This is a genomic window from Mycolicibacterium sp. XJ1819, assembly GCF_053483675.1.
Genome location: NZ_JBEFST010000008.1, coordinates 164010 through 187917, shown reverse-complemented (window position 1 = coordinate 187917; position 23908 = coordinate 164010). Strand labels below are relative to the sequence as shown.

The window sequence follows — 23908 nt, the reverse complement described above, 5'->3', positions numbered from 1 at the left end:
GCGATGACGCCGCGATGACGACGCGATTTCGGACGAGAGCAGGCCACGGGTTAAGTTGGCGATCATGACCGACAAACCTGCGCAAGCTGCGGACCGGACGGCCGGTCGCCCTCCGTTCGTCGCCCGTTCGGTACTGGTGAGCGGCGGAAACCGCGGCATCGGCCTGGCGATTGCGCGCAGGCTGGCCGCCGACGGCCACAAGGTCGCCGTCACCCACCGCGGTTCGGGCGCCCCCGACGGACTGTTCGGTGTGCAGTGCGACGTCACCGACACCGCGGCCGTGGACGCCGCGTTCACCGCCGTCGAGGAGCATCAGGGCCCCGTCGAGGTGCTGGTGGCCAACGCCGGGGTGTCCGCGGATGCGTTCCTGATGCGGATGACGGAGGAGAAGTTCCAGAAGGTCATCGACGCGAACCTGACCGGGGCGTTCCGGATGGCCCAGCGGGCGTCGCGCAGCATGCAGCGAAAGCGGTTCGGCCGGATGATCTTCATGGGCTCGGTGTCGGGCACATGGGGCATCGGCAACCAGGCCAATTACGCGGCCTCCAAGGCCGGCCTGATCGGGATGGCCCGCTCCATCGCCCGCGAACTGTCGAAGGCGGGGGTCACCGCCAACGTGGTGGCGCCCGGCTACATTGACACCGACATGACCCGCGCGCTGGACGAGAGGATTCAGAAGGGGGCCCTGGAGTTCATCCCGGCCAAGCGTGTCGGCACCGCCGAGGAGGTGGCCGGGGTGGTCAGCTTCCTGGCCTCCGAGGACGCCAGCTACGTGTCGGGCGCGGTGATTCCGGTCGACGGCGCCATGGGCATGGGCCACTGAGGAACTGAGGACATACATGGCAGGGTTGCTCGAAGGAAAACGAATCCTCGTCACGGGGATCATCACCGACTCGTCGATCGCATTCCACATCGCACGCGTCGCCCAGGAACAGGGTGCCGAACTGGTGCTCACCGGCTTCGACCGGTTGCGGCTGATCCAGCGCATCGTCGACCGACTGCCCAATCCGGCGCCGCTGTTGGAACTCGACGTGCAGAACGAGGAGCACCTGGGCACCCTCGCCGACCGCGTCACCGAGGCGATCGGCGAAGGCAACAAGCTCGACGGCGTGGTGCACTCGATCGGTTACATGCCGCAGACCGGGATGGGCATCAACCCGTTCTTCGACGCGCCGTATGAGGATGTCGCCAAAGGCATTCACATCTCGGCGTATTCGTACGCCTCGCTGGCCAAGGCGCTGCTGCCGATCATGAATCGCGGCGGCGGCATCGTCGGTATGGACTTCGACCCGTCTCGCGCGATGCCCGCCTACAACTGGATGACGGTGGCCAAGAGCGCGCTGGAGTCGGTGAACCGGTTCGTGGCCCGGGAGGCGGGACCGCACGGTGTGCGCTCGAATCTGGTCGCGGCGGGCCCCATTCGCACGCTGGCGATGAGCGCGATCGTCGGTGGTGCCCTCGGTGACGACGCCGGCGATCAGATCAAGCTCCTCGAAGAGGGCTGGGATCAGCGTGCGCCACTGGGCTGGGACATGAAGGATCCGACGCCGGTGGCGCGCACCGTGTGTGCGCTGATCTCCGACTGGCTGCCCGCGACCACCGGTACGGTCATCTACGCCGACGGCGGCGCCAGTACGCAGTTGCTCTGATGCGGATAGACGCCGTCCTGCTGCTGTCGTTCGGCGGGCCGGAGGGGCCGGATCAGGTCATGCCGTTCCTGGAGAACGTCACCAGGGGGCGTGCCATCCCGCGGGAACGGCTGATCGACGTCGCCGAGCACTACCAGCACTTCGGTGGTGTATCCCCGATCAACGGCATCAACCGCGCGTTGATCGAAAAGCTGCGCGCCCTCGTGGATCTGCCGGTGTACTTCGGCAATCGCAACTGGGACCCCTACATCGAGGACGCCGTCAGCGCCATGCGCGACGACGGCGTGCGGCGGGCGGCGGTGTTCACCACCTCGGCGTGGGGCGGATACTCCAGTTGCACGCAGTACGTCGAGGACATCGGGCGGGCTCGCCGGGCAGCCGGCCCCGACGCCCCGGAACTGGTGAAAATCCGCCAGTACTACGACCATCCGCTGCTGGTGCGGATGTTCAGCGACGCCGTTGTCGACGCCGCGAAACGCGTACCGGCCGGTGCGCGGCTGGTGTTCACCGCTCACTCGATCCCTGACGCGGCCCGGTCCCGTTGCGGGACGGATCTTTACGCCCGGCAGGTGGCGTACGCCGCCGCGCTGGTCGCGGAGGCCGCCGGATACCGCGAGTACGACCAGGTGTGGCAGTCGCGGTCTGGGCCGCCGCAGGTGCCGTGGCTGGAACCCGATGTGGCAGACCATCTCGCCGCTCTGGCAGGCGGCGGCACCGAGGCCGTAGTCGTGTGCCCGATCGGGTTCGTCGCCGACCACATCGAAGTGGTGTGGGACCTCGACCACGAGCTTCGACTGCAGGCCGAGCAGGCCGGAATGGCCTTCGCGCGGGCGAGCACCCCCAACGCCGACCTGGCGACGGTGGCCGCCGCCCTCATCGAAGAGTTGCGTGACGACCGTCCGCCGCTACGGGTAAGCCGCCCGAATACCCCACCGCTACAGGGGATTTCGGTCAATGGCGCGCTGTGCACGCCGAACTGCGACTGAGCTATCCGCGCCACGCCGAGTGCAGGATCGCGTTCACCGCGGCCAACCGCGCCTCGCGGACCACGCCGGCAAGGGGACGCAGCGCGTCGCTGGCCGTCTGCACGTCGGCCGAACTGTGCAGGCCGATCGGGATCAGCCCGGAACCGACGGTGATGATCGCGTCGACGTGTGCGGCGTTCTCCAGCACCCGCAGCGCCCGTGTCGGTGCGTGTCCGGGCACGCGGTGGCGGCGCTCGGCGTGCAACACCTGTTCGACGAGCCCGCGCGGATCCTCCACGTCGGTGCCCGACGCCCCGGCCTGTAGGGCGCCCAGCGCATCGGCCGCCGACCGGACCGCCGAGCGCAGCGCGTATTCGGCCTCGCCCAGATCGACCGCCGAGGTGGGTGTCACGTCGGGTATCGAATACACCGTCCAGGCCAGCCCGCAGGGGTCGCCGAGGGCGTCGGGATCGTCGGGATCCTCGGCTGCGTCGCCGTATTCGACATCGGGCACCAGCCCGATCGTCCCGGCGTCGTCGCCGGTGACGACGATCGCCTCACCGGAGGCCACCGCGTCGCGCTGGAACTGGGTGCCCGGCGGCAGGCCTCGCACGTCCCCGGGAACCGGAAGTGACAGCGCCACCGGGGGAGCCGCTGCGGGCCCACCCGCCGCGGTGCGCAGCGTCTGCAACAGCGACACCGAACCGCCGTCGGTCAGATCCGGCCACGGCAGGCCGGTTCGCCCGGCCGCCACCGAGTCGTATGCGGTGACCGAATGCTTTGGTGCCCAGAGCGATAAGGCGTCGAGGACGTCGTCGGGCGCCGCGACGCCTGCGAGCCAGGCATTCGCCCACACCGACAACGAGACACTGGGGCACCACATGATGCTCGCAGTGTAGTTGTTAGACCCTGCTGCCAGCCGTCACACGTTAGGCTGGCGCCATGCCCGCTGCGCTGATCTGGCTCGTAGCCGCCCTGGCGCTCGCCGGTGCGGAGGCGCTGACCGGGGATCTGTTCCTGCTGATGCTCGGCGGCGGTGCGCTGGCCGCGGCCGGATCGAGTCTCGTCTTCGACGAGTTGTGGGTGCACGGTGCGGTCTTCGCCGTGGTGTCGGTGCTGCTGCTGGTGCTTGTCCGGCCCGCCCTGCGCAGGCACTTCCGCGCGGGCACCGGCCTCCCGGACCCGGTGCAGGCGCTGGAGGGCAGGAGCGCGCTGGTGCTGGACCGGGTGGCGCGTCACGCAGGCCAGGTCAAGCTCGAAGGCGAGGTATGGACCGCGCGGCCACTCAACGACAACGAGGTCTACGAACCGGGCGACCACGTGACCGTGGTGCACATCGACGGCGCGACCGCCGTCGTCCAGAAACTTCCCTAGCCACGCTGGGGGATACGGAAGGATTTTCGTCATGGAAGGTGCCGTCGCCGGCTTGATTCTCGTCGGTGTGCTGGTGGTGTTCGCCGCCATCATCGTCGCCAAATCGATCGCCTTGATCCCGCAGGCCGAGGCCGCGGTGATCGAGCGGCTCGGCCGATACAGCAAGACGGTGTCCGGGCAGCTGACCCTGCTGTTGCCGTTCATCGACCGCATCCGGGCGCGGGTGGATCTGCGCGAACGGGTGGTGTCCTTCCCGCCGCAGCCGGTGATCACCGAGGACAACCTGACCGTCCAGATCGACACCGTCGTCTACTTTCAGGTGACCAACCCGCAGGCGGCGGTCTACCAGATCAGCAACTACATCGTGGGCGTCGAGCAGTTGACCACCACCACGCTGCGCAACCTGGTGGGCGGGATGACGCTCGAGCAGACACTGACCTCACGCGATCAGATCAACACGGCGCTGCGTGGGGTGCTCGACGAGGCCACCAATCGTTGGGGTCTGCGGGTGGCCCGCGTCGAACTGCGCAGCATCGACCCGCCGCCGTCGATCCAGGACTCGATGGAAAAGCAGATGCGCGCCGACCGCGAGAAGCGCGCGATGATCCTCACCGCCGAGGGCAGCCGCGAATCGGCCATCAAGCAGGCCGAGGGGCAGAAGCAGGCGCAGATCCTGGCCGCCGAGGGCGCCAAGCAGGCGGCGATCCTGGCCGCCGAGGCCGACCGGCAGTCCCGGATGCTGCGCGCCCAGGGCGAACGGGCCGCGCAGTACCTACAGGCGCAGGGCCAGGCCAAGGCGATCGAGAAGACGTTCGCGGCGATCAAGGCGGGCAGGCCGACCCCGGAACTGCTGGCCTACCAGTACCTGCAGACGCTGCCGGAGATGGCCAAGGGTGAGGCCAACAAGGTGTGGCTGGTGCCAAGCGATTTCGGCGCCGCGTTGCAGGGCTTCACCAAGATGCTCGGCGCACCGGGCGAGGACGGCGTGTTCCGGTATACCCCATCGCCGGTCGAGGAACAGCTGCCCAAACCCGAGGACGACAGCGACGAGGTCGCGGACTGGTTCTCCACCGAGACCGATCCGGAGATCGCCAGGGCGGTCGCCAAGGCCGAGGCCGAGGCCCGCACTCCGGTGGAGGGGCCCGGTTACAGCCCCCCGCCGCTGACGTCGCGGCAGGCCCCCGCGCAGGGTGACGGCGGAGGCGGCGCGCACTCGCTGTAGGTGGCCGAAATCACCCGCTGTGGCGCCGGTGCCGTGTTAACTTGCGGCCACGGTGGTGAGAGGGAGGCCAAGATGTCGCAACCGGATCCGGATCAGGACGCAGCGCAGGAGGCTCCGCAGGACGAGCCGACGTCGGAATCCGCGACACCGGCGGCCGTCGAGACCACGGCCAGCGAAGCGGCGCAGCGGCCGGGCCCGGTGGCCGCCGCGGCGGTTTTGGCCTTCATCCTGGCCGCCTACGAGATCATTTCGGGGCTGCTGTTGGTCGGCGCGGCGTTCGTCTCGGACACGTCGGCCGGGATGGCGATCCTGTATGCCGCGGTGGGCATTCTGCACGTCGCGTTCGGTGCCCTGTTGGTCTGGGGCGGGCTCGCGGCACTACGCGGCGGCACCGGCAGTCGGCTTCTGTTGTTCACCGCCGCGGCAGCCTCCATCGCGATCGCGATCGCGGCCGTCATCAACATCGCCGGCGGTGAGCTGCCGGGTCAGTTGCTCTTCCTGCTCATCTACGGCGCGCTGGTATATCTGCTCCTGCGCCCGGAGAGCAAGCGCTACCTCACCGGCACGCGGTAGCCGGCGTCTTGCGGTGCTGCCGGCGGTGCACCCGGATCTCGTAGATCAGCCCGGTCACGCCGATGCTCGCAGTGCACAACGACACCAGCACCAGCAGCGGGCTGACATTGCCGGTCAACGCGTCGCCGAGAATCACCACCGCGGCGGTGCCGGGTACCAGCCCGACCAGTGTCGACAGCGAGTACGGCAGCACCCGCACCGCCGACGCCCCTGCGGCGTAGTTGAGCACCGAGAACGGCACGGCGGGGATCAGCCGCATCGACAGGATCGTCAGCCAGCTGCGTTCGCGCAGCCGGGAGTCCAGTGATGCGAGACGAGGGTGCCGCACCAGGCGGTTGAGTTGCCAGCCGGCGGCGCGCACGAGCAGCAGCGCGATGACGGCGCTGACCGTGGCCGCGGTGACGGCCAGCCCGATGCCGAGCACCGGCCCGAACAGCAGCCCGGCGGCGAGCGTGAACGCCGTGCGCGGGAACGGAAAAACCGTCACCACGGTGTGCGCGCCGAGAAACGCCAGCGGGAACCACGGCCCGACCGACGTCGCCCAGTCCCGCAGCTGGATGGCGGTGGGCAGCGGAACCAGCAGGGCAACTGCGATGAGAATCACAATCCCGGCCCCGATCGCGAGCAGCCGTCGCGGTGGCACCGCGGCCGCCGTCGCCACGACCGTGACGCGCAGCGCACGCAACGTGCTGACGACGGTGTTCACGTCTTCCAAGAGTACGGTGCCGCGGTGGGGACCACCTGTCGGCGCGGCCGCGCACGCGACGATCACGGCCAAACCACCCGGACCGGCGGGCAAGGCCGAATCGGTGATCAATTAGCCTGATGGCGTGCAGAAACCCAGTGTGATCGAGGCGGATCACGAGCGTTGGCGTTCGGCAGTCGCCGGGGTGCTGGCGAAGAGCAGCCGGCGGGATCCCGCCGACCTGCCTGCCGAACCGGAAGTTCTGCTGGACTCGCCGACCTATGACGGTTTTCCGATACATCCCCTCTACACGAGCCTCGACGCGTTGCCCGAACCGGCGCTGCCCGGTCAATGGCCGTTCGTGCGCGGCGCCGACGCGCACCGCGACGTCAAGTCCGGCTGGAAGGTGGCCGAGGCGTTTCCCGCCGACGGTTCGGGCACGGCGAACCAGACCAATGGTGCGTTGCTGCTCGCCCTCACCGAGGGAGTGGGCGCGGTGGTGCTGCGGATCGGCGAAGCCGACGGTGTGGGGGCCGCTGAACTCGGTCAACTGCTCGACGGGGTGTTCCTGGATCTGGTGCCGGTGATACTCGAGATCGCCGGTGACGGTTCGCAATACCGCGCGGTCGCCGAGGTGCTGCCCGGGCTGCTGGGCGATCTGGACGACGACCAACGCCGACGGCTGTCGCTGGATCTGGGCGCCGATCCGTTGACCGCGGCGGTCAGCGGTCGCGCGACTCCCGGTGTCGCGGAGGTGACCGAAGTCGCCGCGCAACTGCGCGAATTCGACGGCCACGTGCGGGCCGTCACCGTCGACGGCCCGGCCTTTCACAATCTGGGCGCCAGCGCCGCGTGGGAGCTGGCAGGCAGCGTCGCGGCCGGGGTCGGTTATCTGCGGCTGCTTGGCGAGCACGGCATTGCGCCCGCGGAGGCCCTGCGGCAGATCAGCTTTCGCCTCGCCGCCGATGACGACCAGTTCATGACGGTGGCCAAGATGCGTGCGGCGCGTCGACTTTGGGCCCGGGTCGCCGACGTGGTGGGGGCGCCGACGTCGGGTGCGGCCAAGCTCCACGCCGTGACGTCGCTTCCGATGATGACCAAGCGCGACCCATGGGTGAACATGCTGCGCACCACGGTGGCCGCGTTCGGGGCCGGTGTCGGTGGAGCCGACACCGTGCAGGTGCATCCGTTCGACATCGCGATCCCCGGCGGTTTTCCGGGCACGTCACCGAGTTTCGCGCGTCGGATGGCCCGAAACACCCAGCTGCTGCTGCTCGAGGAGTCCCACGTCGGGCGGGTGCTCGACCCCGCGGGCGGCTCCTGGCACGTCGAAGGCCTCACCGATCAGCTCGCCGAGTTGGCGTGGAAACACTTCCAGGACATCGAGTCCCGCGGCGGCTTTCAGGCCGCCCACGACTTCGTCACCCGCCAGATCGCCGAGGTGGCCGAGCGTCGGCGCAGCGACATCGCGCATCGGCGCACCGCGATCACCGGGGTCAACGAGTTTCCGAATCTCTCCGAAGAACCGCTACCGCAGGGGGATTCGTTGCCGGGGGTGGTGCGCTACGCCGCCGACTTCGAGGCGCTGCGGGACCGTTCGGATGCGTTCCTGGCGAAGACGGGATCGCGGCCGCGGGTGCGGCTGCTGCCGCTGGGGCCGCTGGCCGAACACAACGTCCGCACCACGTTCGCCACGAACCTGCTCGCCTCCGGTGGCATCGAGGCGGTCACCGACGGTGCCGAGTCGTCGGCCGTCGCGGTGATCTGCGGCACCGACGCCCGCTACGCGACCGAAGCCTCCTCGGCGGTCGAGGCGGCCAGGGCGTCCGGGGTGTCGCACGTACTTCTCGCCGGCCCGGAAAAGGCCGTCGCCGAGGCGGATTCGAAACCCGACGGCTATCTGACCGCGAAGATCGACGCGGTCGGCGCACTGTCGGACCTGCTGACCAGATTGGGGGCCTGACGTGACTGTCAACGACGTCGCAGGCGGGGCGGCTTCGGCCACCACCGGTATCGGTAGCTTCGCCGACGTGCCACTGGACGCCGAGGGCGGCACGCCGCCGACCCCCGAGGACGTCGCCTCCCACGTCGCCGAGGCCGCGGCCGCCCATGGCTACACCCCCGAGCAGTTGGACTGGAGCACTCCCGAGGGCATCGACGTCAAGCCGGTCTACATCGGCGCGGACCGCGATGACGTCGTCGAGGCCGGATATCCGCTCGACAGCTTCCCGGGTGCGCCGCCGTACGTACGCGGCCCGTATCCGACGATGTACGTCAACCAGCCGTGGACCATCCGCCAGTACGCGGGGTTCTCCACCGCCGCGGAGTCGAACGCGTTCTACCGGCGCAACCTGGCCGCGGGGCAGAAGGGCCTCTCGGTGGCGTTCGACCTGGCGACTCACCGCGGCTATGACTCCGACCACCCGCGTGTGCAGGGTGACGTCGGAATGGCCGGGGTGGCAATCGATTCGATCCTGGACATGCGCCAGTTGTTCGACGGCATCGACCTGTCGTCGGTGTCGGTGTCGATGACGATGAACGGCGCGGTGTTGCCGATCCTGGCGCTGTACGTGGTGACCGCCGAGGAGCAGGGGGTGCCGCCGGAGAAGCTGGCGGGCACCATCCAGAACGACATCCTCAAAGAGTTCATGGTCCGCAATACCTACATCTACCCGCCCAAGCCCTCGATGCGGATCATCTCCGACATCTTCGCCTACACCAGCGCCAAGATGCCGAAGTTCAACTCCATCTCGATCTCCGGCTATCACATCCAAGAGGCCGGGGCCACAGCCGATCTCGAGCTGGCCTACACGCTGGCCGACGGTGTGGAGTACATCAGGGCCGGATTGGACGCCGGCCTGGACATCGACAAGTTCGCACCGCGGTTGTCGTTCTTCTGGGGCATCGGGATGAACTTCTTCATGGAGGTCGCCAAGCTGCGGGCCGGCCGGCTGCTGTGGAGCGAACTGGTCTCCGAATTCAACCCGAAGAACGAGAAGTCGCTGTCACTGCGCACCCACTCGCAGACCTCGGGCTGGTCGCTGACCGCGCAGGATCCGTTCAACAACGTCGCGCGCACGTGTATCGAGGCGATGGCGGCCACCCAGGGCCACACCCAGTCGCTGCACACCAACGCGCTCGACGAGGCGCTGGCGCTGCCCACCGACTTCTCCGCCCGCATCGCCCGCAACACCCAGCTGTTGCTGGCCCAGGAGTCGGGCACCACCCGGCCCATCGACCCGTGGGGCGGTTCGTACTACGTCGAGTGGCTGACCCACCAGTTGGCGACCGCGGCGCGAATGCACATCGGCGAGGTGGCCGAGCGCGGCGGTATGGCGCAGGCCATCAGCGACGGCATCCCCAAGCTGCGGATCGAGGAGGCGGCCGCCCGCACGCAGGCCCGCATCGACTCCGGCCAGCAGCCCGTCATCGGTGTCAACAAGTACCAGGTGGACGAGGACCAGGACATCGAGGTGCTCAAGGTCGAGAACAGCCGGGTGCGTGCCGAGCAGCTGGCCAAGCTGGCACAGCTGCGCGAGGACCGCGACGAGGACGCCACCCGCGCCGCGCTGGACGCGTTGACCCGGGCCGCAGGCGAACAGGGCCGGGCGGGCGAGGACGGCTTGGGCAACAATCTGATGGCGCTGGCGATCGACGCGGCGCGTGCCAAGGCGACTGTCGGGGAGATCTCCGACGCGCTGGAGAAGGTCTTCGGCCGCCACGTCGCCGAGATCCGCACGATCTCCGGCGTCTACCGCGACGAAGCCGGGTTCGGAGGAGGAAAAATCACTCCGCTGTCTCAAGCTACCGAGCTGGTCGAGAAGTTCGCCGAGGCCGACGGTCGGCGACCGCGCATCCTGATCGCCAAGATGGGCCAGGACGGCCACGACCGCGGCCAGAAGGTCATCGCCACCGCGTTCGCCGACATCGGGTTCGACGTCGACGTCGGCTCGTTGTTCTCCACCCCGGACGAGGTCGCGCAGCAGGCGGCCGACAACGACGTGCACGTGATCGGCGTGTCGTCGCTGGCGGCCGGGCACCTGACGCTGGTGCCGGCGCTGCGCGAGGCGCTCGCCGAGGTGGGCCGGCCCGACATCATGATCGTGGTCGGCGGGGTCATCCCGCCCGGCGACTTCGAGGAGTTGTACGCCGCGGGCGCCACCGCGATCTTCCCGCCCGGCACCGTCATCTCCGAAGCCGCCATCGGCCTGCTCCGCAAGCTGGCCGAGCGACTGGGTTACGACCTGAGTTAGATGGGAAAGTCGGTCTCTGAACTTGCGGCGGCCGTGCGCAGCGGCGATCGTGCGGCGCTCCCGCGGGCCATCACGCTGGTCGAATCGACCAGGGCCGATCACCGCGAACAGGCCCAGCAACTGCTGTTGGAGCTGATGCCGGAGGCCGGTAACGCGATGCACGTCGGCATCACCGGCGTGCCGGGGGTGGGCAAGTCCACCACCATCGAGGCGCTGGGGATGTATTTGATCGAACAGGGCCATCGCGTCGCGGTGCTGGCCGTGGACCCCTCCTCGACACGCACCGGCGGGTCCATCCTGGGCGACAAGACCCGGATGGCGAGGCTGGCGGTGCATCCCGACGCCTACGTCCGCCCGTCACCCACCTCGGGCACCCTGGGCGGCGTCGCGAAGGCCACCCGCGAAACCATCGTGTTGCTCGAGGCCGCCGGCTTCGACGTGATCCTCGTCGAGACGGTGGGTGTCGGACAGTCCGAGGTCACCGTGGCCGACATGGTGGACACCTTCGTGTTCCTGACGCTGGCGCGCACCGGTGACCAGTTGCAGGGCATCAAGAAGGGGGTGCTCGAACTCGCCGACATCGTGGTGGTCAACAAGGCCGACGGTGAGCACGCGGTGGAGGCCAAGGCCGCGGCACGTGAACTCACCGGCGCGATCCGGCTGATCTACCCCCGCGAAACCCTCTGGCGCCCACCGGTTCTCACGATGAGTGCCCTGCACGGCATCGGTCTCGCCGAACTGTGGGAGGCCGTGCTCAAACACCGCAGGGTGCTCACCGAGGCCGGTGAGTTCGAGGCCCGGCGCCGGGCGCAGCAGGTGAACTGGACCTGGTCGCTGGTCCGCGACACGGTGCTGGACCGGGTGATGTCGCACCCCGACGTCAAGAAGATGCGCGCCGAGCTGGAACGGCAGGTGCGCGACGGCGAACTCACCCCGACGCTTGCTGCGCAGCGCATCCTCGACGCCGCTGACGTGCGCTGATCTAACGAATGGATAACACCCGGTTTATTTGCCGGGGGGCCAGGTAAATTAAATACATTGTGACGGGTGTCAAGACCCGGGAGCGCAGCGCGGCGCTCCCGCACGGTATCCAGGGCGCTGCGGACTCGAACTTCGGGTGCACCGTGGGCGCGTTCAAGCGGCTGTTTCCGGGCCGCCGGTTCGGCGGGGGAGCACTGGCCGTCTACCTGCACGGCGAACCCGTCGTCGACATCTGGACCGGGTACGCCGACCGGCGCGGCACCGAGTACTGGACCGCCGACACCGGCGCCATGGTCTTCTCGGTCACCAAGGGCCTGGCCTCCACGGTCATCCACCGGCTGGCCGACCGCGGCCTGATCACCTACGACGCACCGGTCGCCGAGTTCTGGCCGGAATTCGGCGCCAACGGCAAGGCCCACATCACCGTCCGTGACGTGATGCGCCACCGCGCCGGGCTGTCCCAGCTCAACGGCGTGCGCAAGGCCGAGCTGCTCGACCACCAGGCGATGGAGAAGCGGATCGCCGCCGCACCGGTCAACCGGGTGCTCTACGGTCGGCCCGCCTATCACGCGCTGACCTACGGGTGGCTGATGTCGGGACTGGGTCGCGCGGTGACCGGCAAGGGCATGCGCGATCTGATCCGCGAAGAACTGGCCGAACCGCTCAACACCGACGGGCTGTACCTGGGCCGGCCCCCGGCCGGTGCGCCGACCCGGGCCGCGCAGATCCTCGCGCCGCAGGGCACACTCGCCAACCCGGTGTTCAATTTCGTGGCGCCGCGGGTGGCCGGGCTGAGGTTCTCCGGCGCGTTCGGTTCGATGTACTTCCCCGGTATGAAATCGGTGGTGCAGGGCGACACCCCGTTTCTGGACTCGGAGATCCCGGCGGCCAACGGCGTCACCACCGCGCGCAGCCTGGCCAAGATGTACGGAGCGATCGCCAACGGCGGCCGCATCGACGGCGAGCAGTTCCTCTCGCCGGAGCGGACCGCCGAGCTGACCGGCAAGCCGAGCCTGGTTCCAGACCGAAACATCTTCGTGCCGCTGTCATTTCACCTCGGTTACCACAGCGTGCCGTTCCCGCCCGGTTTCCTGCCCGGCTTCGGCCACGCGGGGCTGGCCGGTTCGGTGGGATGGGCCGATCCCAGCAGCGGGCTGTCGTTCGGGTTCGTCCACAACCGGCTGTTGACGCGGATGGTGCTCGACCAGGTCACGTTCGCCGGACTGGGCGCCCTGATCCGAAAGGACGCCGCCACGGCGCGCAAGCGCGGCTACGACACAGTGCCCGGCTTCGGCGCGCCCTACCAGGTGCCCCGTCCGGTCGCCGGCTAGTTCGAGCGCGATCTAGCGGTTGGCGCCGCTGAACCACCGCGTCTTTCGCCGCCACGACTCCGCGGACATCAGCGCGAAGCCGGCGCCGCAACCGCACGCGAACACCCAAACCAGCGCCGAACCGTTGTCCCAGCTCTGCAGCGGCGGGATGAAGGCGGTGGCCAACCGGGCCACACATGCGGCCACGCCCGACGCCGACGCCACCAGGTAGACGTTGGCGACCGTGCGCGAACGTGGATCCTTACGCAAGATCAGTAGCGCGCGGGCCCCGTAGGCCAGCAGGTAGATCAGCAGGCCGCACAGCAGCAGCCAGTACATGTTCAGCCAGAAGTCGGTGGGGACCTGGAAGAAGTCCCGATGGTAGATGCTCGACCCGTTGCCGAGCCAGAACGTCACGAGCAGCAGCGGAATGCAGATAGTGGCCGGGAACTCGACCCACTGCCGAAACGACCGCTGCAGATCGTGGTCTTCCTGCAGCCTGCCGAGCGAGTTGTAGACGACGGCCGACGCGGCGACGATATAGGCGTCGTGGCCGATGAAATCCTCGAGGTTCCACTTTCCGGTCAGCGCGTGCAGGGCCACCCCGACCGTCTCGGAGGCCCACGGTGACATCAGCATGACCGCGAGGCCCTGCAACGCGATGTTGAGGGTGGCGGCGACCTCCCAGCGGGATGTCCAGGTGACCCGCCGGATCCATAGACTCCATGCGATGCAGCACAGGGTGATCACGATCAGTGCTGCGAGCCCCATGGATCTAACCTTCTTGCTGCCGTGTCCTCAGCAAAGTATAGGGCTAAAGGGGTGGAGCGTCACTGCGTGGCTTGAGCTCCGAGAGCTTGGGCGGATGGGTCTTCGTCCTGGTGGCTTCCTGCACAGCGGTCACCGTGAACGGGGTGGACTCGACGTAGCTCCACACCTCCTGGCGGCTCATCAGACCGAACCGCACCTGCAGATCGGGGTAGCTGAGGCCGAACCTGTCGGCGACGCGACGCAGTTCCTCGGCGTCGGGATAGTCGGACTCCTTGATGCGCCGGTAATAGGTACTGCTGGAGATGTCGAGCGCGTCGTAGATGTCCTTCGCCTCGACATCCCCGTCGAGCAGGTAGTCGAGCAGGGCTTTCAGTTGCCTGCCGTTCTCGTCAGTCCGTGGCACCCAACCACCATAGACCAATCTCCCGGCTTTGGGCAGTCGCGGCCGCAAACTGGAAATCGTTGCCAAAATTTACCCTAGCGTCACACTTTTGGGAGTGGTCTCCCAATTCTGGGACGCTTGAGTTATCGTTTCCCCATGGTTGCTCCTTACATGGCCCCCATGGCGGCCGAGGTCCTCGGACCTCTAGGTGAATTTGCGACAGCAACGGTCCGCGTGGTGGATTACGACACCGCCGACGCGACGCATCCGGCGGGTATGTTCCGGTTGTCGACACGCGACACCGCAGAACTGACCGCTGAACTCGACGGAGCCTCGGAATGGCTGGGTGTGGCGCCCGACGAGATCCTGCTGGCCGCGCTCGCCCGCACAATCGGGCGCACGCTGGGTGAGGGTCTGGTGCCCGTCGACGTCGCCAGCGAGGGCCGCTGTTTGCTCGACGCGGTGCCGCTGTTGTGTGCCACCGGGCGCCAGGCCGGCGCGACGGAGATCTTGCGTGAGGTCCACCGGGCACTGGTGGTCGCGTCTGACACCGTCGTCGACGGCCCCGCCGAGGTCTACTTCAACTACATCGGCGAGGTGGCCGACGGGGCGAACTCGGTGCAGCAGACGCCGCCCGGCATGGGTCACGCGCTGGAGGTGCGGGTGTACCGCACCGACGGCATGGTGCACCTGGACTGGTGGTACGACACCGGCCGCTTCGAGGCCTACACCGTCGAAGAGCTCGTGGAGCAGTTCCCGCTCGCGCTCTTCGAGATGACATCGGACGCGCTGCCGCCGCTGTAACGCGCGACGATAGACTGGGTGGCCTGCGGCGTCGATCCGGCCATCACCGGGGAGCCTTCGGAAGAACGGCTGTCCTCAGTTCAGTAGACAGCTCAGTAGACCCGAACGGGTGGGCCCGTCATCGCCCGAAAGTGAGCGGCGCACACGCGTGCGCAAGCGGGGTGGTACCGCGGCGCTCGCGCACCGCGCGACGTCGTCCCCGTGCCTAGAACGAACCTCAGGCTTCCGGAGGCCGGAGGCCGACATCAGGCACAGGAGACACGTGACCGCTTATCCGAAGCCGGCGGCAGGCGCGCCGAACTTCCCTGCGATGGAGACCGAGGTCCTGCGGTACTGGGAGGACGACGACACCTTCCGCGCGAGCGTGGCCCGCCGCGATGACGCACCCGAGTACGTGTTCTACGACGGACCGCCGTTCGCCAACGGGCTGCCGCACTACGGGCATCTGCTCACCGGGTATGTCAAGGACATCGTGCCGCGGTACCGCACGATGCGCGGCTACAAGGTGGAGCGCCGATTCGGCTGGGACACCCACGGTCTGCCCGCCGAACTCGAAGTGCAGCGCCAACTCGGCATCACCGACAAGGCCCAGATCGAGGCGATGGGCATCGAGAAGTTCAACGAGGCGTGCCGGGCTTCGGTACTCAAGTACACCGACGAATGGCGCGCCTACGTCACCCGCCAGGCGCGCTGGGTCGACTTCGACAACGACTACAAGACCCTCGATCCGACCTTCATGGAGTCGGTGATCTGGGCGTTCAAGCAGCTGTGGGACAAGGGTCTGGCCTACGAGGGCAACCGGGTGCTGCCGTACTGCTGGAACGACGAGACCCCGCTGTCCAGCCACGAGTTGCGGATGGACGACGACGTCTACCAGAACCGCCAGGACCCGGCGATCACGGTCGGCTTCCGCGTCAACGGGGAAGCCGGGGGGGATCTCGCCGGCGCCTACCTGCTGATCTGGACCACGACGCCGTGGACACTGCCGTCCAACCAGGCCGTGGCGGTCCATCCCGACGTCGACTATGTGCTGGTGCAGGGCCCCGACGAGCATCGCTACGTGCTGGCGCAGGCCCGACTGGCCGCCTACGCCCGCGAACTCGGTGATGAGCCGACGATCCTGGCGACGCTGACCGGCCGGGAGCTGCTCGACACCCGTTACCTGCCGCCGTTTGGATACTTCGCCGACGCGCCGAACTCGTTTCGGGTGCTGCCCGCCGACTTCGTCAGCACCGAGGACGGCACGGGGATCGTGCACATGTCGCCGGCCTACGGCGAGGACGACATGGCCACTGCGCAGGCGGCGGGCATCGAGGCCGTCACCCCGGTCGATCCGAGGGGCCGGTTCGACGAAACCGTGCCCGACTACGCGGGCCAGCACGTGTTCGACGCCAACGCGCAGATCATCCGTGACCTCAAGGGCGGTTCGGGTGGTGCGGCGCGCAACGGGGCCGTGCTGCTGCGCCACGAGACCTACGACCACTCCTATCCGCACTGCTGGCGGTGCCGCAACCCGCTGATCTACCGGGCCGTGTCGTCGTGGTTCATCAAGGTGACCGCGTTCCGCGACCGCATGGTCGAATTGAACCAGCAGATCACGTGGTATCCAGAGCACGTCAAGGACGGCCAGTTCGGCAAGTGGCTGGCCGGTGCGCGCGACTGGTCGATCTCGCGAAACCGATACTGGGGCACACCCATTCCGGTGTGGCGCTCCGACGATCCGGCCTATCCGCGCATCGATGTCTACGGCAGCCTCGACGAGTTGGAGCGCGACTTCGGCGTGCGCCCGGACAACCTGCATCGGCCCCACATCGACGAGTTGACCCGGCCGAACCCCGACGATCCCACCGGACGCTCGACGATGCGACGCATCCCCGATGTGCTCGACGTCTGGTTCGACTCGGGGTCGATGCCGTTCGCTCAGGTGCACTATCCGTTCGACAATCGCGACTGGTTCGACGGAACCGGCGCCGAGGAGCCGCATTTCCCGGGCGACTTCATCGTCGAGTACATCGGTCAGACCCGCGGCTGGTTTTACACCCTGCACATCCTGGCCACCGCGCTGTTCGACAAGCCGGCGTTCAAAACCTGTGTGGCGCACGGGATCGTGCTGGGCAACGACGGCCAGAAGATGAGCAAGTCGCTGCGCAACTACCCCGACGTCACCGAGGTTTTCGACCGTGACGGCTCCGATGCGATGCGCTGGTTCCTGATGTCCTCACCGATCCTGCGCGGCGGCAACCTCATCGTCACCGAGCAGGGCATCCGCGACGGGGTGCGGCAGGTGTTGATGCCGTTGTGGAACGCCTACACCTTCCTCACGCTGTATGCGCCGAAGAAGGGCACCTGGCGCACCGACTTCAAGCACGTGCTGGATCGCTACATCCTGGCCAAGCTCGCCGCGCTGCGCGACGACCTCACCGAGTCGTTGGACGTCTGCGACATCTCCGGTGCCTGCGACGAGCTGCGCCAGTTCACCGAGGCGCTGACGAACTGGTATGTGCGACGGTCACGTTCGCGGTTCTGGGAGGAGGACCCCGACGCCATCGACACCCTGCACACAGTGCTGGAGGTGACCGGCAGGCTGGCGGCGCCGCTGCTGCCGCTGATGACCGAGGTGATCTGGCGCGGCGTGACCGGTGAGCGCTCGGTGCACCTGACCGACTGGCCCGCCGCCGACCTGTTACCGCGGGATCCCGAACTGGTCGCGGACATGGACCTGGTGCGCGAGGTCGCCTCGGTGGGCTCCTCGCTGCGCAAGGCCAAGAAGCTGCGGGTGCGGCTGCCACTGCCCAAACTCACGGTCGCCGTGGCCAACCCGCAGCGGCTGGAAGCGTATCGGGCGCTGATCGCCGACGAGCTGAACGTCAAGGCGGTGGAGCTCACCGACGACGTCGCCGCCTACGGTCGCTTCGAATTGACCGTCAACGCCCGCGTCGCGGGCCCACGGCTGGGCAAGGACGTGCAGGCCGCGATCAAGGCCGTCAAGGCGGGCGAGGCCGTCGCCAACCCCGACGGGACGTTGAGCGCCGGGCCGGCGGTGCTGCAACCCGAGGAGTACAGCTCGCGGCTGGTGGCCGCCGACCCGGACTACACCGCGGCGCTGTCTGACGGGGCGGGGCTGGTGGTGCTCGACGGCACGGTCACCGAGGAACTGGAGGCCGAGGGCTGGGCCAAGGACCGCATTCGCGAACTGCAGGAGCTACGCAAGTCCTCGGGTCTGGACATCTCCGACAGGATCTCGGTCGTGATGGCGGTTCCGCCCCAGCGTGAGAAGTGGGCGCGAGCCCACAAAGACCTGATTGCCGGCGAGGTCCTGGCCACCAGTTTCGAGTTCGGCGAGCCCGCCGACGGAGCCGAGATCGGTGACGGCGTGCGGGTGGCGATCGCCAAGGCGTAACTCGTCACTGCCGAACGTCAACTTGTGCTCGAGGATTTCGAAAAATCTCGAGCACAAGTTGACGTTCGCGCCAAGGACTAGGCGCCGGTGACCACCGCGCTGTGTCCGGCGAGCGAGACCTCGTCGCCGACCCGCAATTGCCTGCCGCGCCTGCGCTCGACGTCGCCGTTGACGCGCACCAGACCGTCTGCGATGACGCCCTTGGCGTCGGCGCCGGAGTCGATCAGCCCCGCGAGTTTGAGGAACTGTCCGAGCCGGATGCTGTCGTCGGTGATCGCCACCTCATGACTGGCCACACCAGCAAGGCTAGCGGTGGCTGGACCTAGCATCGACGTGTGACCGCTCGCTGGGTGCTGCACCTCGACATGGACGCGTTCTTCGCGTCCGTCGAGCAGCTGACCCGACCGACGCTGCGCGGGCGGCCGGTGCTGGTCGGAGGCATCGGCGGTCGTGGTGTGGTCGCGGGAGCCAGCTACGAGGCAAGGGTGTTCGGCGCGCGGTCGGCGATGCCCATGCACCAGGCCCGCCGACTGGTCGGGGCGCCCGCGGTGGTGCTTCCCCCGCGCGGGGTGGTGTACGGAGTGGCCAGCCGTCGCGTGTTCGACACCGTGCGGGCAAGCGTTCCGGTGCTCGAGCAACTCTCGTTCGACGAGGCCTTCGCCGAGCCCGCCGAACTCGCGGGCGCGCCCGCCGAGGCGGTCGATGCGTTCTGTAAACAGTTGAAGAGCAAGGTCTTCGAAGCCACCGGTCTGGTCGCCTCTGTCGGTGCCGGCTCGGGCAAGCAGATCGCCAAGATCGCATCCGATCTGGCCAAACCCGACGGCATTCGGGTGGTCCGCCGTGACGAGGAGGTGCCACTGCTCAAAAGCCTTCCGGTACGGCGACTCTGGGGCATCGGCCCGGTTGCCGAGGAGAAATTGCACCGGCTCGGCATCGACACCATCGGTGCCTTCGCCGCGTTGACCGACGCCGAGGCCGCCGACATCCTCGGCGCGACGGTCGGTCCCGCGCTGCAACAGTTGGCTCGCGGCATCGACGAGCGTCCCGTTGCCGAAAACGCGCCGGCCAAGCAGATCAGCGCCGAGTCCACCTTCCCCGAGGACCTGACCACCCTCGACCAGTTGCGGGAGGCGGTCGGCCCGATCGGTGAGCACGCCCACCGTCGGCTGGCAAAGGACGGTCGTGGCGCACGCACCATCACGGTGAAGCTGAAGAAGTCTGATATGAGTACGCTCACCCGGTCGGCCACGCTTCCGCACGCCACCACCGACGCGGCCACACTGGTCGCCACCGCGCGCAGGCTGCTGCTCAACCCGCTCGAGATCGGCCCGGTTCGGCTTGTCGGCGTAGGCTTTTCCGGGCTCACTGACGTTCACCAGGAGTCACTGTTTCCCGATCTGGACCTGATCGCCGAGGACGACCCGCCACACCACTCCGACGGCGTGCGGGTGCCGCCGACGCTCACCGAGCGGGCCGCGGCCGCACCGGCGTGGCGGGTCGGTGACGACGTCATCCACAGCACCCGTGGGCACGGCTGGATCCAGGGGGCCGGTCACGGCGTGATGACGGTGCGGTTCGAAACCCGCGCGAGCGGCCCCGGGCCCGTGCACACGTTCCGCGACGACACCGCGGAGATCACCCGCGCCAATCCCGTCGACAGCCTCGACTGGCCGGACTATCTACGGGAGATGGAGACCTACCAGAGCACCCCGTAGACCGCCGAGATGGTGAACCCGTGACCGCCGTAGGTCTTACAGGTCACGGTGCCCTGGTGGCCCACCGCGCAGCCGGCGCCCCAGTTCTCCAGCCGGTGTCCCGGCGGCAGGACGTCGACGCCGGGGTAGGTGAACGTCGGCGTGTCGGAGTGGCGGTACTCGGCGGGGGCACCGCTGGTGAGAAACGTCTGGTTGGTACCCCCGGGCGCATCCATCGGCACCGCGTCGCAACCGATGGGACCGCCGTTGGGGCCGATGCCGCAGTGGATCCCGTCGGGCGTGGTGAAGAACACCTCGTAGTTCGGCGGGGGGCCGGGCCGGTAATCGCCCTCGGCGATCGGATAGTCGTCGGTGGCGTCGGCGCCCGGCGGCGGTTGGGCGGCGGCCACCGGCGCACAGGCGAGGGCCGTTACAGCCGCTACCGCCGCGCAACCCGCCACGCGCATCAGCCCCACCTCGCGAAGACTACGGACAGCGGCGCCTGCGCCGCCAGCGCGGCCATCAGCAGCACCCTGGCCTGCGGCGGGCGCAGCCGCGGGACCACCACCGCGCCGGCGTCGACCAGTGCGCGGCCCGGCCCGTAGCCCGGGCGGACCCGACCGCCGGGCACCCGGGTCGACACCGCGACCGCCACGCCGCCGAGGCAGTGCCTGCGCACCGCGTCGATCACCGGCGCGCCGGCGTTACCCGCACCGAGCGCCTCGAGCACGATGCCACGCGCCCCGGCCGCCACGCAGGCGTCGATCGCCGCCGCGTCGGCGCCGGGATACACCGCGACGATGTCCACCCGCGGCGCGTCCGCGGCCGACAGGTCGCCGAGAAACGGTCTGTCCTTGACGGCCGACGGGGTGTACCGCCCGTCGGTCACCGACCCCAGCGCCTCCCCGGTGAACCCCTGAAGATCGGTCGTCGCGACCTTGTGCAGGCCCAGCGGCTGCCACACAGTGCCCGCGAAGCACACCGCCGCGCCCAAGCCCCGCGCCGACGGGCTGGCGGCCACGCTCAGCGCGTCACGCAGATTGCCCGGCCCGTCGGCGTCGGGGGCGTCGGCGCTGCGCTGCGCGCCGGTCAGCACCACCGGCGCCGCACCGTCGTAGGTGAGCTCGAGCCACAGCGCGGTCTCCTCCATGGTGTCGGTGCCGTGGGTGATGACGACGCCGTCGGCACCGCACGCCGCGGCGGCCCGGATGCGGTCCCAGTCCGGCGGCGTCAGCATCGAACTGTCCACCGACATCAGGTCGACGACCTCCACCTCCAGCCCGGCCGTCAGGTCCGCCCCGCTGCGGGTCGGCCGCTTGACCCCGTCGGCCCCGGTACCGCTGGCGATGGTGCCGCCGGTGGTGATGACGACGAGGCGGCCCATGGGGCGAATTCTCCCCCACGCAACCTTTGGGATGATGGGGGAGTGACCGATGAATCCACGGGGCCGGCCGAGCCGGAAACCGACGCGGCGCCGCAGGCTGCGCCGAAACGTCGGATACGGCTGCTGCTCGCCGTCGCGGCGGTGGTGCTGGTGGTCGACATCGTCACCAAGGTGCTCGCCGTCAGGCTGCTCACGCCCGGTCAGCCGGTGTCGATCATCGGCGACACCGTGACGTGGACGCTGGTGCGCAACTCCGGCGCGGCGTTCTCCATGGCCACCGGCTACACCTGGGTGCTGACGCTGATCGCGACCGGCGTGGTGATCGGCATCATCTGGATGGGCCGGCGGCTGGTGTCGCCCTGGTGGGCGATCGGGCTGGGCATGATCCTCGGCGGCGCGACGGGCAACCTGGTCGACCGGTTCTTCCGCTCACCCGGCCCGTTGCGCGGCCACGTCGTCGACTTCCTGTCCATCGGCTGGTGGCCGGTGTTCAACGTGGCCGACCCGTCGGTGGTGGGCGGTGCGATCCTGCTGGTCGTGCTGTCACTGCTGGGGTTCGACTTCGACACCGTCGGGCGGCGCAAGGCCGACACTGCCCCGTGAGCACCACGCGCGTGATGCCGGTGCCCGAGGGCCTGGCGGGGATGCGTGTCGACGCCGGCCTGGCCCGCCTGCTGGGGTTGTCCCGCACGGCGGCCGCGGCGCTGGCCGAGGAGGGCGGCGTCGACCTCGACGGCGCCAGGGTCGGCAAGGCCGACAAGCTGACCGCGGGCGCGTGGCTGGAAGTGCGGCTGCCGGAAGCGCCTGCGCCCGTTGAGAATACGCCTGTCGACATCGAGGGTATGGCGATACTGTATTCCGATGCCGACATCGTGGCGGTGGACAAGCCGCCGGGGGTGGCCGCCCACGCCACCGTCGGCTGGAGCGGTCCGACGGTGCTCGGCGGGTTGGCCGCCGCGGGTTTCCGCATCAGCACGTCGGGCATCCACGAACGTCAGGGCATCGTGCACCGCCTCGACGTGGGCACCTCGGGGGTGATGGTGGTGGCGTTGTCCGAGCGCGCGTACACCGTGCTCAAACGGGCGTTCAAGCAGCGCACCGTCGAGAAGCGCTATCACGCGCTGGTACAAGGCCATCCGGACCCGTCGTCCGGCACCATCGACGCGCCGATCGGCCGTCACCGCGGCCACGACTGGAAGTTCGCGGTCACCGAGACCGGCAGGCACAGCATCACCCACTACGACACCCTCGAGGCGCACCGGGCGGCCAGCCTGCTCGACATCGAGTTGGAGACCGGGCGGACCCACCAGATCCGCGTGCACTTCGCGGCGCTGCACCATCCCTGCGTCGGAGACCTGACCTACGGCGCCGACCCCACCCTGGCGAAACGGCTTGGCCTGCAACGTCAGTGGCTGCACGCCAGGTCGTTGGCCTTCGCCCATCCCGCCGACGGGCGGCGCATCGAGATCACCAGCCCCTATTCGGCCGATCTGCAGGACGCTCTCGACGTGTTGCGCGACGAGCTGTGACGAGAAGTGGGCTGCTTTTCGGCGTCGGCGCCTATGCGATGTGGGGTACCTTCCCCGCCTTCTTCCCGCTGCTGAAACCGGCGAGCGCCGTCGAGGTGCTGGCCCACCGGATCGTGTGGACGTGCCTGTTCATGGCGGTGGTGCTCATGGTGGCGCGCCGGCTCGGCGACATCCGGGCGATCACCCCGCGGGTGTGGCTGCTGCTGGTGTGCGCGTCGGCGCTGATCTCGGCGAACTGGGGTATCTACATCTACGCGGTCAACAACGGCCATGTCGTCGACGCCGCCCTCGGCTACTTCATCAACCCGCTGGTGACCGTGATGCTGGGGCTGGTGCTCTTCCGCGAGCGACTCAACCGCGCCCAGCTCGCCGCGCTCGTCGTGGCCGCGGTCGCGGTGGTGGTGCTCACGGTCGAGGTCGGCGCGCCACCAATCATCGGTCTGGGGCTGGCGTTCTCGTTCGGGCTCTACGGGGCGGTCAAGAAGGTGGTGCCGACGGATCCGCGGGTCAGCGTCGGAATCGAGGCGGCCGTGGCGACGCCGGTGGCGCTGACCTACATCGCGGTACTGCAGGGCGGCGGGCACGGCACCTTCACCGGCCACGGTCAGGCCCACGTCGCGTTGCTGGTGTTCTGCGGGGTGATCACCGCGCTGCCGCTGTTGTTCTTCGGCGCGGCGGCTCAGCGGTTACCGCTCGTGACGCTGGGCCTGCTGTTCTATCTGACGCCGGTGATGCAACTGACCTGGGGGGTGGCGGTCGGCAACGAGCCGATGCCACCCGCGCGCTGGCTGGGTTTCGGGTTGATCTGGGTGGCGCTGGCGGTGTTCAGCGTGGACGCGTTGCGACGTACCCGGATGTTTGCACAGAACCGCTAGTTGACCTCCTGTCAGCAATGCCATAGCGTTTGCTCGTGGCGAGCAGAGTGCCGCCCC

23 protein-coding genes are annotated in these 23908 nt (G+C 68.7%); 16 read left to right on the top strand and 7 right to left on the bottom strand.

The window, feature by feature from the left end; all coding sequences use genetic code 11:
• Positions 1–64: 64 nt before the first annotated feature.
• The 3 genes from fabG1 to ABQE89_RS10880 are packed head-to-tail and all read left to right on the top strand — an operon-like array spanning position 65 to position 2635.
• Positions 65–823, top strand: a complete 759-nt coding sequence (gene fabG1 / locus ABQE89_RS10890) for a 3-oxoacyl-ACP reductase FabG1 (RefSeq protein ID WP_448416335.1) — start codon at positions 65–67, stop codon at positions 821–823.
• Positions 824–839: 16 nt separating this feature from the next.
• A complete protein-coding gene (gene inhA / locus ABQE89_RS10885) occupies positions 840–1649 on the top strand; it encodes an NADH-dependent enoyl-ACP reductase InhA (protein WP_448416334.1) in 810 nt (269 codons plus the stop codon).
• The gene (locus tag ABQE89_RS10880; RefSeq protein WP_448416333.1) at positions 1649–2635 is read left to right on the top strand and encodes a ferrochelatase; all 987 of its coding nucleotides are present in this window, start codon (positions 1649–1651) and stop codon (positions 2633–2635) included. Before inhA ends, ABQE89_RS10880 begins: the two co-directional genes overlap by 1 nt.
• Position 2636: 1 nt before the next feature.
• On the opposite strand, the gene ABQE89_RS10875 is transcribed toward ABQE89_RS10880, so the two are convergent.
• Positions 2637–3497, bottom strand: a complete 861-nt coding sequence (locus tag ABQE89_RS10875; RefSeq protein ID WP_448416332.1) for an Rv1486c family protein — start codon at positions 3495–3497, stop codon at positions 2637–2639.
• Positions 3498–3556: 59 nt separating this feature from the next.
• On the opposite strand from ABQE89_RS10875, the gene ABQE89_RS10870 reads away from it, so the two are divergent.
• From ABQE89_RS10870 to ABQE89_RS10860, 3 genes are all read left to right on the top strand, one after another.
• Positions 3557–3988: an NfeD family protein gene (locus ABQE89_RS10870; protein ID WP_448416331.1), complete on the top strand. Its 432-nt coding sequence runs from the start codon at positions 3557–3559 to the stop codon at positions 3986–3988.
• 31 nt (positions 3989–4019) lie between these two features.
• Entirely contained in the window at positions 4020–5210 is a 1191-nt protein-coding gene (locus ABQE89_RS10865; RefSeq protein ID WP_448416330.1) for an SPFH domain-containing protein, read from the top strand.
• Between the two features lie 72 nt (positions 5211–5282).
• A complete protein-coding gene (locus tag ABQE89_RS10860) occupies positions 5283–5783 on the top strand; it encodes a hypothetical protein (protein ID WP_448416329.1) in 501 nt (166 codons plus the stop codon).
• Here the strand turns inward: ABQE89_RS10860 and ABQE89_RS10855 are convergent.
• A complete protein-coding gene (locus ABQE89_RS10855) occupies positions 5767–6489 on the bottom strand; it encodes a TVP38/TMEM64 family protein (RefSeq protein WP_448416328.1) in 723 nt (240 codons plus the stop codon). The two genes, ABQE89_RS10860 and ABQE89_RS10855, sit on opposite strands and share 17 nt — an antisense overlap.
• 124 nt (positions 6490–6613) lie before the next feature.
• Here ABQE89_RS10855 and mutA point away from each other — a divergent pair, with 124 nt between their 5' ends.
• From mutA to lipL, 4 genes are read left to right on the top strand one after another with little or no spacing between them, the layout of a single operon-like run.
• Complete coding sequence (gene mutA / locus ABQE89_RS10850) at positions 6614–8431, top strand: methylmalonyl-CoA mutase small subunit (RefSeq protein WP_448416327.1); 1818 nt, start codon at positions 6614–6616, stop codon at positions 8429–8431.
• Position 8432: 1 nt separating this feature from the next.
• Positions 8433–10721 (top strand): methylmalonyl-CoA mutase, encoded by a 2289-nt coding sequence (scpA, locus tag ABQE89_RS10845; protein WP_448416326.1) that lies wholly within the window; start codon positions 8433–8435, stop codon positions 10719–10721.
• Entirely contained in the window at positions 10722–11702 is a 981-nt protein-coding gene (gene meaB, locus ABQE89_RS10840) for a methylmalonyl Co-A mutase-associated GTPase MeaB (RefSeq protein WP_448416325.1), read from the top strand.
• A 59-nt stretch (positions 11703–11761) separates the two neighbouring features.
• A complete protein-coding gene (lipL, locus tag ABQE89_RS10835; RefSeq protein ID WP_448416324.1) occupies positions 11762–13033 on the top strand; it encodes an esterase/beta-lactamase LipL in 1272 nt (423 codons plus the stop codon).
• A gap of 12 nt (positions 13034–13045) precedes the next feature.
• On the opposite strand, the gene ABQE89_RS10830 is transcribed toward lipL, so the two are convergent.
• A complete protein-coding gene (locus ABQE89_RS10830; RefSeq protein ID WP_448416323.1) occupies positions 13046–13783 on the bottom strand; it encodes a hypothetical protein in 738 nt (245 codons plus the stop codon).
• Between the two features lie 43 nt (positions 13784–13826).
• Entirely contained in the window at positions 13827–14186 is a 360-nt protein-coding gene (locus ABQE89_RS10825; protein WP_448416322.1) for an XRE family transcriptional regulator, read from the bottom strand.
• Between the two features lie 216 nt (positions 14187–14402).
• Between ABQE89_RS10825 and ABQE89_RS10820 the strand changes: the two genes are divergently transcribed.
• Both ABQE89_RS10820 and ileS read left to right on the top strand, forming a co-directional pair.
• A complete protein-coding gene (locus ABQE89_RS10820) occupies positions 14403–14969 on the top strand; it encodes a condensation domain-containing protein (RefSeq protein ID WP_448416321.1) in 567 nt (188 codons plus the stop codon).
• A gap of 262 nt (positions 14970–15231) precedes the next feature.
• Positions 15232–18369, top strand: coding sequence for an isoleucine--tRNA ligase (gene ileS / locus ABQE89_RS10815; RefSeq protein WP_448416320.1), 3138 nt, complete (start codon positions 15232–15234; stop codon positions 18367–18369).
• A gap of 77 nt (positions 18370–18446) precedes the next feature.
• Here the strand turns inward: ileS and ABQE89_RS10810 are convergent, their stop codons facing one another.
• Complete coding sequence (locus tag ABQE89_RS10810; protein WP_448416319.1) at positions 18447–18665, bottom strand: RNA-binding S4 domain-containing protein; 219 nt, start codon at positions 18663–18665, stop codon at positions 18447–18449.
• Between the two features lie 39 nt (positions 18666–18704).
• On the opposite strand from ABQE89_RS10810, the gene ABQE89_RS10805 reads away from it, so the two are divergent.
• Positions 18705–20084, top strand: coding sequence for a DNA polymerase IV (locus ABQE89_RS10805; RefSeq protein WP_448416318.1), 1380 nt, complete (start codon positions 18705–18707; stop codon positions 20082–20084).
• Here ABQE89_RS10805 and ABQE89_RS10800 read toward each other — a convergent pair.
• Both ABQE89_RS10800 and ABQE89_RS10795 read right to left on the bottom strand, forming a co-directional pair.
• Positions 20066–20530: a hypothetical protein gene (locus ABQE89_RS10800; protein WP_448416387.1), complete on the bottom strand. Its 465-nt coding sequence runs from the start codon at positions 20528–20530 to the stop codon at positions 20066–20068. The genes ABQE89_RS10805 and ABQE89_RS10800 overlap by 19 nt on opposite strands.
• Positions 20530–21447, bottom strand: coding sequence for an asparaginase (locus tag ABQE89_RS10795; RefSeq protein ID WP_448416317.1), 918 nt, complete (start codon positions 21445–21447; stop codon positions 20530–20532). Before ABQE89_RS10795 ends, ABQE89_RS10800 begins: the two co-directional genes overlap by 1 nt.
• A gap of 42 nt (positions 21448–21489) precedes the next feature.
• Between ABQE89_RS10795 and lspA the strand changes: the two genes are divergently transcribed.
• From lspA to rarD, 3 genes are read left to right on the top strand one after another with little or no spacing between them, the layout of a single operon-like run.
• Positions 21490–22050, top strand: coding sequence for a signal peptidase II (gene lspA, locus ABQE89_RS10790; protein ID WP_448416316.1), 561 nt, complete (start codon positions 21490–21492; stop codon positions 22048–22050).
• A 14-nt stretch (positions 22051–22064) separates the two neighbouring features.
• Positions 22065–22976 carry an RluA family pseudouridine synthase gene (locus ABQE89_RS10785; protein ID WP_448416386.1) on the top strand — a complete coding sequence of 304 codons (912 nt, stop codon included), beginning with the start codon at positions 22065–22067 and terminating at the stop codon, positions 22974–22976.
• Positions 22973–23851, top strand: a complete 879-nt coding sequence (gene rarD, locus ABQE89_RS10780; RefSeq protein ID WP_448416315.1) for an EamA family transporter RarD — start codon at positions 22973–22975, stop codon at positions 23849–23851. The genes ABQE89_RS10785 and rarD overlap by 4 nt, the downstream gene beginning before the upstream one ends.
• The last annotated feature ends 57 nt before the right edge of the window (positions 23852–23908 follow it).

Excerpts from the sequence above, each read along its gene's own strand:
- fabG1 (WP_448416335.1), top strand. The coding sequence starts at position 65 with ATGACCGACAAACCTGCGCAAGCTGCGGACCGGACGGCCGGTCGCCCT.
- inhA (WP_448416334.1), top strand. The coding sequence starts at position 840 with ATGGCAGGGTTGCTCGAAGGAAAACGAATCCTCGTCACGGGGATCATC.
- ABQE89_RS10880 (WP_448416333.1), top strand. The coding sequence starts at position 1,649 with ATGCGGATAGACGCCGTCCTGCTGCTGTCGTTCGGCGGGCCGGAGGGG.
- ABQE89_RS10875 (WP_448416332.1), bottom strand. The coding sequence starts at position 3,497 with ATGTGGTGCCCCAGTGTCTCGTTGTCGGTGTGGGCGAATGCCTGGCTC.
- ABQE89_RS10870 (WP_448416331.1), top strand. The coding sequence starts at position 3,557 with ATGCCCGCTGCGCTGATCTGGCTCGTAGCCGCCCTGGCGCTCGCCGGT.
- ABQE89_RS10865 (WP_448416330.1), top strand. The coding sequence starts at position 4,020 with ATGGAAGGTGCCGTCGCCGGCTTGATTCTCGTCGGTGTGCTGGTGGTG.
- ABQE89_RS10860 (WP_448416329.1), top strand. The coding sequence starts at position 5,283 with ATGTCGCAACCGGATCCGGATCAGGACGCAGCGCAGGAGGCTCCGCAG.
- meaB (WP_448416325.1), top strand. The coding sequence starts at position 10,722 with ATGGGAAAGTCGGTCTCTGAACTTGCGGCGGCCGTGCGCAGCGGCGAT.
- ABQE89_RS10830 (WP_448416323.1), bottom strand. The coding sequence starts at position 13,783 with ATGGGGCTCGCAGCACTGATCGTGATCACCCTGTGCTGCATCGCATGG.
- ABQE89_RS10800 (WP_448416387.1), bottom strand. The coding sequence starts at position 20,530 with ATGCGCGTGGCGGGTTGCGCGGCGGTAGCGGCTGTAACGGCCCTCGCC.
- ABQE89_RS10795 (WP_448416317.1), bottom strand. The coding sequence starts at position 21,447 with ATGGGCCGCCTCGTCGTCATCACCACCGGCGGCACCATCGCCAGCGGT.
- ABQE89_RS10785 (WP_448416386.1), top strand. The coding sequence starts at position 22,065 with ATGCCGGTGCCCGAGGGCCTGGCGGGGATGCGTGTCGACGCCGGCCTG.